Source organism: Bacillus sp. MMSF_3353, assembly GCF_030733445.1.
GTDB lineage: Bacteria > Bacillota > Bacilli > Bacillales > Bacillaceae_G > Bacillus_A > Bacillus_A wiedmannii.
This window is the reverse complement of the sequence record NZ_JASHJA010000009.1, coordinates 31,484-47,030: the sequence shown is the minus strand read 5'-3', so window position 1 is coordinate 47,030 and position 15,547 is coordinate 31,484. Positions and strand designations below refer to the sequence as shown.

Here is a 15,547-nt window from a genome sequence, read left to right as displayed (position 1 = left end):
GCATGAAGCTATTTTTACGTGATCATTTTGCATTTTTTCTACTATATGTATTAAACTTCGGCATCATTTTCGTTCTGTATGATGCAGTAGATGGATTTCAAAATAATAAATTTTACTTCGTCGTTTTAAGTTTATATTTATTCATTTGTTTCCTCGCTTATCGTTACGTCCGCAATCGTAGAATGTACCATAGATTAAGTGAGCAACCAGAGAAAATGGAAGATGCGTTTATTGAAAGAGCAACTGCTCCGATGCCTCACGGTGTAAATGAACTCGTGCGCACGCAGTATCGTCTATTCCAAAAAGAACTACAATCGTATGAAGTAAAGCAGCAAGAACATCAATTATTCATTAACCACTGGGTGCATCAAATGAAGACACCTGTGTCTGTTATGCAACTTATGGTGCTCGAAATGGAAGATGAACATTTGATTCCGAAATTCAAAAAAGAATTAGAACGATTAAATCAAGGACTCGATATGGCTTTATATATGGCAAGGTTAAATAACTTCCATGAAGATTTCCACGTTGAGACGATTTCGTTAAAAGATGCGGTAACAAAAAATATTAACGGATTAAAAGAACTATTCATTCGAAACGGGGTCTTCCCTGTTTTAGAAGTTCATTCCGATTTAAAAGTTGCTTCTGATGCGAAATGGCTAAAGTTCATCATTTATCAGTTAATGACAAATGCAGTTCGTTACTCTGGTGAGCGCGGAAAGAAAGTATTCCTATCTGCTTACCGAAACGGAAAAGATATTATTTTAGAAGTTCGCGATGAAGGTGTTGGTATTCCGCAAGAAGATATTCGAAGAGTATTTGAACCGTTTTACACTGGGAAAAATGGTCGCGCATTCGGAGAATCTACTGGTATGGGACTTTATATTGTAAGTAAAATTTGTGATTATTTAGGTCACTCTGTCAAACTAGATTCTGAAGTTGGTAAAGGAACGACGATTAAAATCATCTTCCACAACGCTGCAAATAATCAAGCAGAAACTACGGAGAAGGTGACCGAAGCATGATCGGAACATATGCTAGCAAAATGTATGAGAACTTACTCTCATACATTTTTTGCAATAAAACTACATATTTGCCTTCTAGCGAGAGGTACATATTATGACATTTTGGCAATTTGCATTTAAAAATGTAACGCGCAACTCGAGAGCTTATTTTGCTTACTTTGTAAGTAGTTCCTTTTCCATTGCTGTTTTCTTTTCGTTTGCTGTTTATTTGTTTCATCCGAAATTACAAAATCCCACTATGATCTCTGAAATTTCAGGATTAATGATTTTTTCAGAAGTTGTTATTGTCTTGTTCTCGTTCTTTTTTCTACTCTATTCAATTGGATCGTTTTTAAAAGTTCGTAAAAAGCAATTTGGTATTTTAACTATTTTAGGTATATCAAAAAAACAATTACATCGACTCGTTTTCACTGAAAATATGTTAATTGGTATTTTATCTATCTTTTTCGGTATGCAGTTTGGATTTGTATTTTCACAATTTTTCTTATTAGTGACAGCGAAAATTACACATCTACCAGGGATATATTTATATCCACCTACGAATGCTTTCATTTTAACAACGATTGTATTTCTTGGTCTCTTTATCGCTGTATCTTCATTTACACCCATGCTAATTCGTACGAAAAAGACGGTAAACCTTTTAAAAACTAATGGTGGGAAACAAAAGGAAAGAAAACCATCCATATTCATTTCTCTATTTGGTGCTATCTGTTTATTAGGTGGTTATATTTTAGCTGCAAACCCTAAATATTTCTTCTCAATAAACACGCAAGTAGGCGTTATCTATATGGTTTCAAGTGTTTTTGTGATTCCAGCACTTGTTACAATTGGGACATATTTTTTCTTTTCTCAAATTAGTTTCTTACTTATTTATATTTTAAAGAAAAGAAGAAATTTTTATATGAAACGAATTAACATGCTTTGGATTTCGGATTTAGCAAGTCGTATTCGAACGAATATCAATATGCTTTTTATTGTAGCGATGCTTTCTACAATTGCTTTCACAATGATTACGTTCCTATATGGATTCGGAAAGTTTACAAAGCTAGATGTTGCGAGAACTTCACCTTTTCCATTTTCTTATTTTTCATATGACGCAAATCCTTTTGTTAACGAGCATTTAACTTGGCTTGAAAAGCAGTTACAAAAGGAAGATTTCTCTTATAAAAAACTAAAGGCTGATTTATATGAAACACCACTGAAAGAAGATGAAGGTATAACGACTTACAATGACATCTATGCAATGAAACAAAGTGACTATAACAAACTTGCAGCTTCCCTGCGAATGAAACAACTATTCATGAGCGATAACGAAGCATATGTCTTAACAGGTAGCGCTTATTTCACCTTATTCAGCCAATTTGAGCCAAGCTACAATAGAAAATCCATTACACTTTCTAGCACAAATACGACATTACAAGTAAAAGGATATGAACAAGTAGGGGCCATTCCCTCTGACTTTTCATATCAAACTTTAATTTTACCTGACGCTGTTGTAAACAACTTACCAAATACAACAAAGCATGTAGCAGCGTACAATTATAACGTACAAAACTGGGAAAAGACGTATGAAATTGCTAATGATTTTATGAAAAAAATACAAAGAGATCGACAGGAATTCCAATACGAAGGACCCCTTATACGCTCCTATGAATCAGCAGGCTCATTATATAGAATTACATCAGGAAGTGCCGCATACTTCCTAATCGGGACATTCTTAGGTGTCATTTTCTTTATTGGAGCAGGTAGCGTTCTTTACTTTAGACTGTATACTGATTTAACGAATGAACAAGAAAAATATGTAGCAATTTCAAAAATTGGTGTAACAGATGTAGAGATGAAAATATCTGCAACCATTCAACTTAGCATTTTATTTTTCGTTCCGTACGTTATGGCGTCCATTCATACAATGTTCGCAACAAAAATGCTCCAAGACGTAATTGATTTATCACTATTCAAAGAAATTTCAGCTGTTCTTATTATTTTTGGAGTCGTTGAAGTCATCTTTTTCTTATTTATTCGTTCCTTTTACATGCAAAAGTTATCAGAGTATACGAATGGTTAAGTTTTATAAATATATTAGTACAGGAAAAGGGTATCTCTTATATCCTTTTCTTCTTCACTCTATTAGGAGGTTCAGGTGAATGACATTTTGGCAGTTTGCATTCAAAAACGTAAACCGGAACGCCAGAGCTTATTTCGCCTATTTTGTAAGTAGTGCATTTTCCATTGCAATTTTTTTCTCGTTTGCGGTTTATTTATTTCATCCTAAATTGCATATGACAGGCGTGAATGCTGCTCTGAACATATTAATGACAATTTCAGAAATTGTCATTGTATTCTTTTCATTTTTCTTTTTACTATATTCAATCGGTACTTTCTTAAAAGTACGAAAAAAGCAATTTGGGATTTTAACAGTACTTGGCATATCTCAAAAACAATTAAAGAGACTCGTATTTCTAGAAAACATGCTAATTGGTGTTCTTTCCATCTTTTTCGGCATTCAACTTGGACTTGTCTTCTCGCAGTTCTTTTTATTAGTTACCGCCAAAATTACACATGTTCCTGGTTTATATTTATATTGGCCAACAGCTGCCATTATTTTAACTATGATCATTTTTCTAGGACTCTTCATTCTCGTCTCATCGTTTACGCCGATGCTCATTCGGACGAGAAAGGCTGTACGTCTTTTAAAAGAAGGAACAAAACAAAAAGAAAGAAAAGCATCCGTGCTCATCTCTCTATTTGGTGCGACATGTTTAATATCTGGATACGTACTAGCAGCAAATCCGCTATATTTCATGTCGCTCGGCGAAGTAGTTGGGCTTTTGTACGCCGCCACCAGTATATTTCTCATTCCGTCACTTGTTGCAGCTGGAACATACTTTTTCTTTTCACAAATTAGTTTTTTACTCATTCGTATATTAAAAACGCGAAGAACATTTTATATGAAGCGAATTAATATGCTTTGGATTTCTGATTTAGCAGCGCGCATTCGGACAAACATTAACATGCTCTTTATTGTAGCGATGCTATCAACACTTGCTTTTACTATGATTACATTCTTATATGGTTTTGGTAAATTTATGAAGTTCGATACAGTAAGAGAAAATCCTTTTCCTTTTACATATTTATCACATACTGAAAATACGTTAGCGGATGAACATTTAAATTGGTTAAAACAAAAGTTTAACGAAGAGCAATTTACTTATAAACAATTTAAAACGGATATATATGAAGTATCTTCAGCGGAAGGAAATTCTCAGCTCTATTATGCAATTAAACAAAGTGACTATAATGTACTTGCTAAGGCTTTAAATTGGGAAACGCTCACGGTAAATAAGAATGAATCTTATATTCTTATGAAAGACTTAGATGATCAGGTTATTGGAACGCTTCATAATAAAGACAAGAAAAATACTCTTACACTTACTCAAAACAATTTACAACTACAAGTGAAAGAATATAAAAGTTATAACCCATTCCCAAATCGCTTAATATACCAATTGCTCATACTATCTGATGAAAATGTAGAGGCGTTATCATCCGTTTCAAAACAGATGAGTGTATATAGCTTTAAAGTTAAGGACTGGGAAAAAGCTAATAACATCGGCTCTTTATTCATAGAAAAAGTGAATACAGACGGGAACAACATTCAAGCAGAGCACCCGCCTTTCCATGCAAGTGAAGCGAGCGATTCTCTATACACAACAAAACAAAATGTCGCTTCGTTCTTCTTAATTGGGACTTTCTTAGGTGTTATTTTCTTTATTGGTGCTGGCAGTGTTCTTTACTTCAGAATGTATACAGATTTAACAAATGAGCAAGAAAAGTATGTAACGATTACAAAAATCGGTTTAACAGAAGCTGAGATGAAACGATCTGCTACAATTCAACTTGCAATTCTTTTCTTTGTTCCATACATTATGGCATCGATTCATACGATGTTTGCGACAAAGATGCTACAAGAAGTATTACATCTCTCGTTCTTCGCTGAGATTACAGTCGTACTTATGATTTTTGGAACGGTTGAAATTTTATTTTTCCTTTTAATTCGTTCCTTCTATATGCAAAAATTATCACAACACATTAAGTTTTAACGGATAGAAAGGTGATTACTATGGAAGAAGTTTTACACATAAAAAACGTCTCAAAAGTGTATGAAGGAAAAGTCCCTCATACTGCTTTAAAAAATATAAATTTACATGTAGATAAAGGTGAATTTGTCGCTATCATGGGACCATCTGGTAGTGGTAAATCTACATTTTTAAACGTTATCTCTACAATTGATTCCCCTACTTCTGGTGATGTCGTGATTAACGGAAAAAAACCGCACACATTTCGTAGAGAGAAGTTAGCTATTTTCCGCCGCCAAGAGTTAGGATTTGTTTTCCAAAACTTTAACCTACTAGATACACTAACAATCGGTGAAAATATCGTACTACCTTTAACATTAGATAATGTTCCATTAAAAGAAATGGACGAAAAGCTTAATAACATTTCCAAAAAGCTTGGCATTGATCATATTTTAGACAAACGTATTTTTGAAGTTTCTGGGGGACAAGCACAACGTACCGCAGTAGCACGTGCTGTTATTCATCATCCGTCACTTCTACTTGCCGATGAGCCAACGGGAAATTTAGATTCAAAAGCGGCAATTGACGTGATGGAACTATTTACGAAATTGAATAAAGAAGAAGATGCAACAATTTTAATGGTTACGCACGATCCATTCGCAGCAAGTTACTGTAACCGCGTCATTTTTATTAAAGATGGCGAGCTTTACAACGAACTACATCGCGGGCTATATCGCGAAAAGTTTTATCAAGAAATATTAGATGTTTTAGCATTATTAGGAGGAAGACGTGGATGACATTTTGGCAATTTGCATTTAAAAATGTCTCGCGTAATTCTAAAGCATATTTCGCTTATTTTGTAAGTAGTGCTTTTTCTATCATGGTTTTCTTTTCATTTACTGTATACGCGTATCACCCGCGCTTCCAAAATGTACAAAGCTTTCAAGAACGTGATCCTCTAATGAACTTAGCTAGTACAGCACAGCTTGTTATCGTTATGTTCTCGTTCTTCTTTCTCTTATATTCAATTGGAACATTTTTAAATGTACGGAAGCAGCAATTCGGGATACTCACGATTCTCGGTATCTCACAGAAACAATTAAAAAGACTTTTATTTACTGAAAACATGATCATCGGGATATTGTCTATCTTTATCGGCATTCAAGGTGGCCTTGTATTTTCTAACTTTTTCTTATTAGTCACTTCGAAATTAACAAATGCGAAAGGTCTCTATTTATATTGGCCAACAGAAGCGATAATCGTGACAACCGTAACGTTTATCATTTTATTTTTAATCGTTTCTACGTTTACACCGATGTTTATTCGTACGCGTAAAACAGTCCATCTTATTAAAGGGAACAAGAAAGTGACAGCCGAAAAAAGGCCGTCTATACTCATTTCGATATTTGCTTTAACTTGTTTAGGGTTATGTTATTATATTGCTGGTTATCCACAAGGCTACGTAACCGAAAAAAATGTGCAAAACGGATCTGTCTTCTTTATTATATTATCTATTTTGCCACTCGTAGTAATCGGAACATATTTTTTCTTTTCACAAACATTTCTTCTTTTTATCTATATTTTAAAGAAGCGTAGAAAGTTTTATTTGAAACAAATAAACATGTTATGGATTTCAGATTTAGTTGCTCGTACCCGTAGTAATATTAATGTACTCTTTATCGTTTCTATGCTATCTGCGCTTGCATTTACGATTATTATCGGACTATTTGCTGCGAATAATAATACAAAAGCGTCGATACTAGAGCGATATCCTATTCCCTTCACATACAAATTAGAAGGGGATCATTCCCTTGAACGAAAGCACGTTAATACTATTGAATCCGAACTTTCCAATGCTCATTTTCAATATAAAAAATATAAATTTACGCTTTTAAAAGATACTGCTTCAAAAGAAGAGATTGCAATTATGAAAATGAGTGATTATAACGAAATTGCTAAACAGTTAAAGAGACCTACAATCACCCTTGATTCAAAAGAAGTTTACATTATTTCTGGCTATTCACCAGAGCTATTAAACCTTGTATCAAATCCATTTGTAAAACAAAATACAATTACGCTTGAATCCAATAAAAAGGAGTTTTATATAAAGGGATTTATTAACAAAGGAATAGCACCACCATTTGCATTAGCAAATTTAGTTATTATGCAAGATTATGCAATCGATACTATGATTCCTCATATTGAAACCATTACAGTTTATAACTACTTCGTGGATAATTGGGAAAATGCAATTATTCCAACAAAAAATATATTAAAAAGTATTAGTAATGACACCGAAAAATATTATGAGGCACATAAAGACGATAAGCATGCATCTCCCGTTCCTTTTAATATTTATACAGCTACTGATGAGTTACTCCATAATAAAGAAAATGCAGTTGCTCAATTCTTTATTTGGGCATTTCTTGGCTTTATCTTCTTTATCGGTGCGGCTAGCGTTTTATACTTCCGTATGTATAACGACTTAACGAATGAAAAACAAAAATACATTACGATTACAAAACTAGGCTTAACTGAATCAGAAATGTTTCGCTCTGCAACGATTCAGTTAGGAATTTTATTTTTCGTTCCTTATATCGTTGCTGGTGTTCACACATTATTTGCGGTTAAGTTTTTACAAAGCATGTTTTCTTTCTCATTACTAAAAGAGTTATTAATTATACTCACCTTTTTCGGGATTATCGAGATCATTTTCTTCTTCTTAATCCGTTCTCTGTACATTAATAAATTATCACAGCATATAAAAATATGAATAAAATAGCCTTGTGCAGTATGCACAAGGCTATTTTCAATAGTTTTTAATTAGCAGCAATATCCACCATAGCCGCCGCCATAACCGCCGTAACCACCATAACCACAACCGCCTCCGCCTCCGCCGAAGCAGCTAGCACCGATGATAATTAATAAAATAAACAATACGATTAGAAGCGCAAAACCGCCTCCGCAACCATGGTGTCTGCGGTTACAATCATCATGTCTGTGTTCACACTTTTCGCTCATTACTCTATTCCTCCTTTAGTATCATTCATAACAAGTTCACCTTGCTCTAAATGAGGGGATTCCATTTATAGTATGTTTTCAGGGCGAATAGGAAGCTTGGCTTACCTAAAAACGGGCTTGTTTTTGGAAATGGGCTTCATCAAAAAAAGATACCAATTAAGGTATCTTCTAAATAAAAGTATTTAATAAAAGCGCAAAACCAAATGCAATAAATGATAACAATGTCTCAAGTACCGTCCACGTTTTAAACGTTTCCTTCACCGTTAATCCTAAATACTCTTTTACAAGCCAAAACCCTGCATCATTTACGTGAGAAAACATTAATGATCCTGCACCTGTTGCTATAACGAGCAATTCTAAATTTACACCTGACATGTGCTGAATAACTGGTGAAACAATCCCTGCTGCTGTCGTTAATGCTACTGTCGCTGAACCTGTTGCAATTCGAATTAATCCAGCTACCATGAAAGCTAACACAATTGGTGATAACGATATATGTTCTGCCATTTGGGCAATCGCTGTTCCAACGCCGCTTTCAATTAATATTTGTTTAAATCCACCGCCTGCACCAATAATTAAAATAATGGAACCGACCGGTAATAAACTTTCATCCATTAATTTTTTAATCACCTTTTTATTAATTCCTTGCCTTATTCCAAGTAAATAAAATGCTGCAAAACATGAAATAAGTAAAGCAATTACTGGACTTCCTATAAATACAAAAAATTCAGTTATCTTTTTCGGTAATGAAATATATGGTGCAACTACTGATAAAATCATCAATACAACTGGTAATAAAATAATAAAAAATGAAACTTTACGACTTGGTAAATCTGTTGATACAGTCGTAACTCGAACAAGCTCTGGTTCATTTTCAGGTATAACCCTTTTATGTACCCACTTTGCAAATATCGGTCCTGCGATAATGGCTGCTGGTAACGCGATAAGTAATGAATATAAAAGTACCTTTCCTAAGTTCGCGTTATAAATACCGATTGCTGTCATCGCCCCTGGATGTGGTGGTACAAGCCCGTGCACAATAGATAATCCAGCAATAACAGGTAACGCAATTAATAATATATTTTGCTTCGTCGTTTTTCGAATAGAAATAACAAGTGGTAATAAAATGACGATCCCCACTTCAAAAAATACCGGAATCCCTATAACAAATCCTGCAAATAACATAGCCCAAGGTAGTTTCTTTACACCGAAAAATCGAATAAAGAAGTCTGCCACTTGCATGCCGGCCCCTGAATCGGACATCATTTTTCCTAAAATTGTTCCGAGAGCTAAAATACCAACTAGATGCCCTAGTACACTACCGACACCAGTTTCATAGGCAGTCACTATTTTCGTCAAATTCAATCCAGACATGATAGCTAAAAATAAACTTGCAACTGTTAAACTAATAAATGCATGCCATTTCCACCATGATACCCCTAAAATAACAATCGCGATTGCAAGTAACGTGACGATTAATAAGTATATATCCATCTCTCATTCCCCTTACTTTTATCCCGTATTTGCAGGCAATAAGCACCTAATTGGTGCGGGATGAATCTAATGAAACACTTTATAAAAAAAGAGGGCGAATCCCCTCTTTTTTATACGTCATAATTCACTACATAATGCTGCATTTCTGTGTTGTAGTAGCCTTCGCTATATTCAATTACTTCTCCAACTTCATCGTAAGAATAGCGCATACGTTTTAATAGCGCTGTCCCCTCTTTTTCACCTAACGCTTCGGCAACGAAACTAGGCGCAAGCCCAACAGCGAATTCATCTCTGAAGTTTTCTAAATGTATACCTCGGTCTTCCACTAAATCGTAAAGCGATTGCAAGTCAAAGTCCGATAAATCTGTACTTGCCATGTGTGCTGAGAAATAGTGCGTATAATGAATGTACGGTGCATCATTTAACGTATATAAACGTTCAATGCGAAAACTTTCCTTACCGAATAATCGAAATGGCACCGTTCCTTCTTCATTATGAACGATTTCTGCTTTGAGCAATTTCTTCTGTACTTTATATCCTTCTTCCACTAACACTTCTGTAAATTTCTTACCCTTTGACAACTTTGTCGCAGAAGTATTACGGATAACTTTCGTTCCTTTACCGCTTTTCTTTTCTAAATATCCTTCTTGAGCAAGTTCTTTAATCGCATTACGCACTGTAATTTTGCTCACTTTGAACTCTTCTTCTAACTGCGGTTCGGAAGGAATATTCGTATGAATCGCATATACACCATGCAATATTCGATCACGAATAATATTTTTTATTTGTAAATATAATGGTCCTTTTTTCCTCGTTACGTTCACCGTTACACCCACTACCTTTCTACATCACCTACTGATGCCGTCATTGCCCGAAGTATATCCTTCTCTGATGACATTGGCGTATCACCGACGATTGTATGTGCAAGCATTCCAGCTGCTGACGCAAATGAAACAGCTTTCTCTGGTGCAAACTCTTCTATCTCGCCATGAATAATCCCGCTCGTATAAGCATCTCCAGCACCTATTCTATCATATACAGAAAACGTAAGTGTTTTTGCAAAAGTGAACGCACCATCTTTACATATAAACCCGCGAAGCGAGTGTGTATTATCGCTATTAATAGAGCGATGTGTACCAGCAATTGTAGCGATATGATATGTTTCAGCAACCTTTGGAATAAGATCAACAAGTTGCGCCTCTCGCTCCGTCTCCTCGGTTTTCATTCCCAGAACGAACATTGCATCTTTTTCGTTCATCATAACGATATCAGCAAGAGCCAGCATTTCTTCATAATGTGGTTTCGCCTGCTTATACCCGTCTTCTCCCCAAAGAGATGGACGATAGTTGCAATCAAAGACGACAGTTCCTCCGTTTTCTTTCACTGCTTTCGCTAAAGATTTCATATGATGGCGCACCGTATCATTCATCGCAAGTGTAATCCCGCAAAAATGAACGATATCAATTTCCTTTGCGATTTCTTCAAATTGATACATGTCTTCACATGCCGTATTGAAACTACTTTCTAATCGATTTGAATAAGTAACGCGGCTTGCACGTGCGCCAAATCCATTTTCTAAAAAGTACATGCCGACATATTTACCGCCTCTTGAAATAAACGGCGTCCGAATGCCTAACTTTTGAATATGTGATACCGCAGCATCCCCTACAGAATTTTCCGGTAAAGTTGAAATAAGAAAGCCTTCATGCCCGAGATGAGAAAGTGCCGCTGCAACGTTCACACCTGTACCAGAAAAGGAGTAATTTAATGCGTTAGCTTGCGACAATAACTCATATCCTGGTACTTGCAGGCGCATCATTACTTCGCCGAATGCTGCAATTTTCTTACGCATATTGATCAACTAGCTTCTTCACTACCGCTAATAACTCACGCACATCTTCTGTTTTCGTATTACCAGTTTCTTTATCAATAATAGAAGAGTACACGTGCGGGATAACTTGCTCTACATTTGCCTCTAATGCGATACGTAAAATTGTTTCAAAGTTTTCTTTATCAATTCCGCCTGTTGGCTCTAATGCAAAGCCTTCTTCCGCACATGCTTTCGCAACTGCGCGATATTCTTCTTCATGAGCTAAACCTTTCATTGGGAAGTACTTCAATGAATTTCCGCCCATGTCACGTACAAGTGCGATCGCTGTTTTAATTGGAACGATTGCTTTTTCTTCTCCAGCTGCACTAATTGGACCAGTAGAAATGTTTACGTACCCTACTTTTCCTGTTGGTGATACTAAACTATTAATCCAGCTATCTTTTCCGCCAAGATTTGCACGTGTCGCTCCAACTGAAGGGAACACTTGATTAATATGACTACCAGGATAATGCTTCGCAATTTCAGCTACAACTGCTGCTTGGCGATTATCTCCTGCGCCTAATCCGATTGATACAGCGTCATCAATTTCTTTTCCGTATGCTTTCATCGCTGTAACTGCTTCTTCTACTGTTGGATAATCTTTTGATAACACTCCAACAACTACATAACCTTCTGCGGCCTCAAAAATGTCTTTCGCATTTTCAATATTGTTCGCTAATACATTTAATGCTACGCGGCCTTTATAAAAACGTTTTTGAATGTTTGTCATTTTAGTTTCCCCCTACAATTTCTCTCATTTTTTCTTCAATTACATGTATGTCATCACCTTGAAGTGGACGTGGATCGATATCAAAGAATCCTTGTCTTACTCCGTAATCACGTGTGTAAATGGCAATTTCCCCTTCGCGTAATGCTGTTACAACATCTTTTGCTGATTTATTTAACTCATTCTCGTTAATGTGAATGCGTGCTCTAAAGATTGCTCTTCCTGCTTCATCTTGAACGATCGTTACATTTACACCGTTTAATTCTTTTAGCGGCATAAGTACTTGTAATAACTCTTTTTCTTGCTCACTCTTATCTTGTTTTACTCCGTACTCATCAAGTGCTTGAAGTAGACCGAAAGTTGTTTCTTTCCCAACTTTCATACTTCTTCCGATGCAATGTAATTGTACTTTCAGCCACTCGATATATTTTCGTTTACCGCCGACAATACCAGAAGTTGGTCCTTCAATTGCCTTTGAACCGCTATAAATGGCAAGGTCTGAATACTTCACATATTTTTGAATATCTTCTTCAGCTGCCGCATCGACGATAAGTGGTACGTTATTTCGCTGCGCAACTTCCCATGCTTCTTCAACAGAAATCATATTTTTTTGCACGGCATGATGGGATTTCACATATAGAATTGCTGCTGTATTTTCACCAATCGCATCTTCAATATGCTCTGCTTTCCCTTCATTTGCGTAACCCACTTCAACAAGCTTACCGCCACCTAAATAAATCATCGTTTCAACAGGAGCACCGTATTGAACGTTATGACCTTTTAACATAATCACTTCGTTTTTCGCGATGACCTCTTGATGAAGTCTTTCACTTTTACGGTGATTTCCTTCTGTAACGATACCAGCGATAGAAAGCGCAATTCCGCTCGATGCTGAATTCACAACGACTGCTGCCTCCGAATCTAGAATTCTCGCAATATGGTCTCCTGCTTTATCTACTAAATCTGCAATTTCCACATAATTTTGTCCACCATGTTTCATCGCATCCATAACTGTATTTGTAGGAGCGGATACACCTAAAATACTCATTCTACCGCTCGCATTAATTACTCTTTTTAATCCGTACTTAGCATTCAATGAATGACCCATTGATTACAACCCCTTTCGTATCAATTCTTCTTTCAGCAATGCGCTGATCCCCTTCTGAATCAATTAACGTAATCGGTTCATCTTTCACCGTAAATAAAGTTAAATTTGCAATATCGCCTTCTTGAATACGGCCAAGCTCTGGTTTTTTCAGCCACTCTGCCGCATTTTTCGTAACCGCATCAATTACTTCTTCTAGCAGATAACCTAAGTAAAGGAATTTCGAAAGAACGTGAGCCATACTATACACTGGGCCGTGTATACGATTCTTCCGGTAAATATCTGTACTAATTGTATTAAAGGCAATACCGTGACGCTTCGCCGCTTCTGCTACTTTAAAAGAAAAACTAGCATTACCGTGACCAACATCTAAATGAACACCGCGCTTCACTGCATCTAGTAATACAGGTAGCGGTTTGCCTTCTTCATCAAATAAATTATTTTCTTTCCCGTTTAAGTAATGTGTAATGACATCATCTTTTTCTAAAAGAGGTACAACTTCCTCAATGCGAGGAGGCGCTGAACCGATATGTACCATAATCGGCAATGATGTTTCACGAGATAACGAGCGTGCAACATGAAGCGGTTCAATTCCGCTGTCACAAACAACACTTTTACTCATTCTCGCCTTTAACCCAACGATGACATCTTTATACTTTTCTACTGCTTCTATTACTTTCTCTTTATCTATCCATTCCATATTGGATAATTCATCAATTCGTTTCAAACCGATGCGAGAAATATTTAAAAAGGCAAATAAATTCGTTTTCGCCTGTTCTCTACTTTGTACTAAATCTGCAATACGATCAGCTCCGCAGCTACCCGCATCAACAATTGTCGTTACCCCTTGCTTAACGCCAATTTCATCCACCTCATCGCCATACGGATCAAACTCTGGAAAAGCATGAACGTGTAAATCAATCCAGCCACTCGATACGTAAGTACCTGAGTAATCAAGAACCTTTCCACCCTCGCCAGCACCAGCTTTCGTCACCTGTGCGATTTTATTATTTTCAATTACAATGTCAATCTCTTCCCCGTTCACACGTTTCACATTACGTAGTACGAATCGTTCTGTCATTGTACTTCCACCCTTTTCTATAAGAAGCCACAAGAATACGCTTACATTAAAATTTCATTTTATATGTCTTTCACACGTTTAGCGTAACACAAAAAAAGGGAGAAGTAAATATAACGTTATAATGTTTAAAGGTGAAATAAAAGATACTCCTCAAAATAATGATAGTACAGGAATTTATATCAACGCTTCAACAAGGAATATCGATTTACCGACAAAAAACGCCAATCCCCTTCTTATATACGAAAAGGCTGCTCCAAAAGGGAACAACCTCTTTATCTATTCCTGAACCGTCACGATAACCCCATCCATATTATTCCCCGAAATTTCATACTGCTTATTCGCTGGAACATTCACGTTCATACGATCTGAAACTTTATAATAAGAAACCGTATATTTCTTACCTTCAACATCAGTTGAAACTTCTTTTTTCTCTTTTAAGAAGTCCAAATATTCCTCTAATGTAATTTTCTCCTTTTGCATAATCGCACTATGAGGTAATCCGACATAGCGTATATGCCACGGCTCATATTGAATGCCTGTAATATGACTTTTATTTTTCGGATAACGTAAAACAAAGCCATGCTTCCATACGTTCTCTTCAATCCACTTTCCTTCAGGGGCTCTCTCCATTTTCTTTTGCGTAGATCCAATGTCGAGTGATAATCCTAAATTATGTTCACTATATCCTGCTGGAAGTGCATAGTCAGATCCCATTTCTTTATACAATTTACTTTGCTCTTTAAAATCTCGATACCCGCTACTCATTAAGAAATGCTGTACTCCATCTTTTCCAGCTGCATCGACAACGTTCAAAAAATTTTTCACAACACCCTTTGATAAGCGAAGATTTCTATCAAATATGACGTAACCTCTTACTAATTCACTATTGTGATTTACATTTATAATGTCAGACCTAATACTATCTTTTTTAACTGGGTAATCTTTATTAACTAATAATAGATCCCCTTTATAAATTTCTTCTTTTGTAATCTCTATCTTTTCCGTATTCGCAGCTCTTACCGTATTATCTTTGTCAGCAATTTTAACATCGATCTCTTTTTGAAATAACGGTGATATATAAAAACCTACACAGATTGTACATGCTATAAATAGAGAAATAAATACCCACTTTTTCATTTCTAGTTCCT

Annotated in this window: 13 protein-coding genes; 5 read left to right on the top strand and 8 right to left on the bottom strand. The window is 35.9% G+C overall.

The genetic code is table 11. The features are described 5' to 3' along the window. The first annotated feature begins 2 nt into the window (after positions 1–2). The 5 genes from RBB48_RS19045 to RBB48_RS19025 all read left to right on the top strand — a co-directional run bounded on the left by RBB48_RS19045 (position 3) and on the right by RBB48_RS19025 (position 7,874). Complete coding sequence (locus RBB48_RS19045) at positions 3–1,025, top strand: sensor histidine kinase (protein WP_000765339.1); 1,023 nt, start codon at positions 3–5, stop codon at positions 1,023–1,025. Between the two features lie 94 nt (positions 1,026–1,119). Next, positions 1,120–3,090: an FtsX-like permease family protein gene (locus RBB48_RS19040; RefSeq protein ID WP_088064670.1), complete on the top strand. Its 1,971-nt coding sequence runs from the start codon at positions 1,120–1,122 to the stop codon at positions 3,088–3,090. Between the two features lie 79 nt (positions 3,091–3,169). After that, entirely contained in the window at positions 3,170–5,125 is a 1,956-nt protein-coding gene (locus RBB48_RS19035; protein WP_088064671.1) for an ABC transporter permease, read from the top strand. Between the two features lie 20 nt (positions 5,126–5,145). Beyond that, on the top strand, positions 5,146–5,898 hold the full coding sequence (locus RBB48_RS19030; protein WP_071757563.1) for an ABC transporter ATP-binding protein: 753 nt from the start codon (positions 5,146–5,148) through the stop codon (positions 5,896–5,898). After that, positions 5,895–7,874 (top strand): FtsX-like permease family protein, encoded by a 1,980-nt coding sequence (locus RBB48_RS19025; protein WP_088064672.1) that lies wholly within the window; start codon positions 5,895–5,897, stop codon positions 7,872–7,874. The genes RBB48_RS19030 and RBB48_RS19025 overlap by 4 nt, the downstream gene beginning before the upstream one ends. 50 nt (positions 7,875–7,924) lie before the next feature. Here the strand turns inward: RBB48_RS19025 and RBB48_RS19020 are convergent, their stop codons facing one another. From RBB48_RS19020 to RBB48_RS18985, 8 genes are all read right to left on the bottom strand, one after another. Further along, positions 7,925–8,122: a YjcZ family sporulation protein gene (locus tag RBB48_RS19020; RefSeq protein ID WP_001290402.1), complete on the bottom strand. Its 198-nt coding sequence runs from the start codon at positions 8,120–8,122 to the stop codon at positions 7,925–7,927. A gap of 168 nt (positions 8,123–8,290) precedes the next feature. Beyond that, complete coding sequence (gene gntP / locus RBB48_RS19015) at positions 8,291–9,616, bottom strand: gluconate permease GntP (RefSeq protein WP_088064673.1); 1,326 nt, start codon at positions 9,614–9,616, stop codon at positions 8,291–8,293. Between the two features lie 110 nt (positions 9,617–9,726). Beyond that, positions 9,727–10,452 carry a GntR family transcriptional regulator gene (locus RBB48_RS19010; protein ID WP_000539264.1) on the bottom strand — a complete coding sequence of 242 codons (726 nt, stop codon included), beginning with the start codon at positions 10,450–10,452 and terminating at the stop codon, positions 9,727–9,729. Further along, positions 10,452–11,468: a sugar kinase gene (locus tag RBB48_RS19005; protein WP_088064674.1), complete on the bottom strand. Its 1,017-nt coding sequence runs from the start codon at positions 11,466–11,468 to the stop codon at positions 10,452–10,454. The genes RBB48_RS19010 and RBB48_RS19005 overlap by 1 nt, the downstream gene beginning before the upstream one ends. Next, positions 11,461–12,216: a 2-dehydro-3-deoxy-phosphogluconate aldolase gene (gene dagF / locus RBB48_RS19000; RefSeq protein ID WP_000181910.1), complete on the bottom strand. Its 756-nt coding sequence runs from the start codon at positions 12,214–12,216 to the stop codon at positions 11,461–11,463. The genes RBB48_RS19005 and dagF overlap by 8 nt, the downstream gene beginning before the upstream one ends. A 1-nt stretch (position 12,217) precedes the next feature. Next, a complete protein-coding gene (locus RBB48_RS18995; RefSeq protein WP_088064675.1) occupies positions 12,218–13,321 on the bottom strand; it encodes a DgaE family pyridoxal phosphate-dependent ammonia lyase in 1,104 nt (367 codons plus the stop codon). Next, positions 13,299–14,399, bottom strand: a complete 1,101-nt coding sequence (locus RBB48_RS18990; protein WP_088064676.1) for an amidohydrolase/deacetylase family metallohydrolase — start codon at positions 14,397–14,399, stop codon at positions 13,299–13,301. The genes RBB48_RS18995 and RBB48_RS18990 overlap by 23 nt, the downstream gene beginning before the upstream one ends. Positions 14,400–14,675: 276 nt before the next feature. Continuing rightward, complete coding sequence (locus tag RBB48_RS18985; RefSeq protein ID WP_088064677.1) at positions 14,676–15,536, bottom strand: M15 family metallopeptidase; 861 nt, start codon at positions 15,534–15,536, stop codon at positions 14,676–14,678. Positions 15,537–15,547 lie beyond the last annotated feature (11 nt).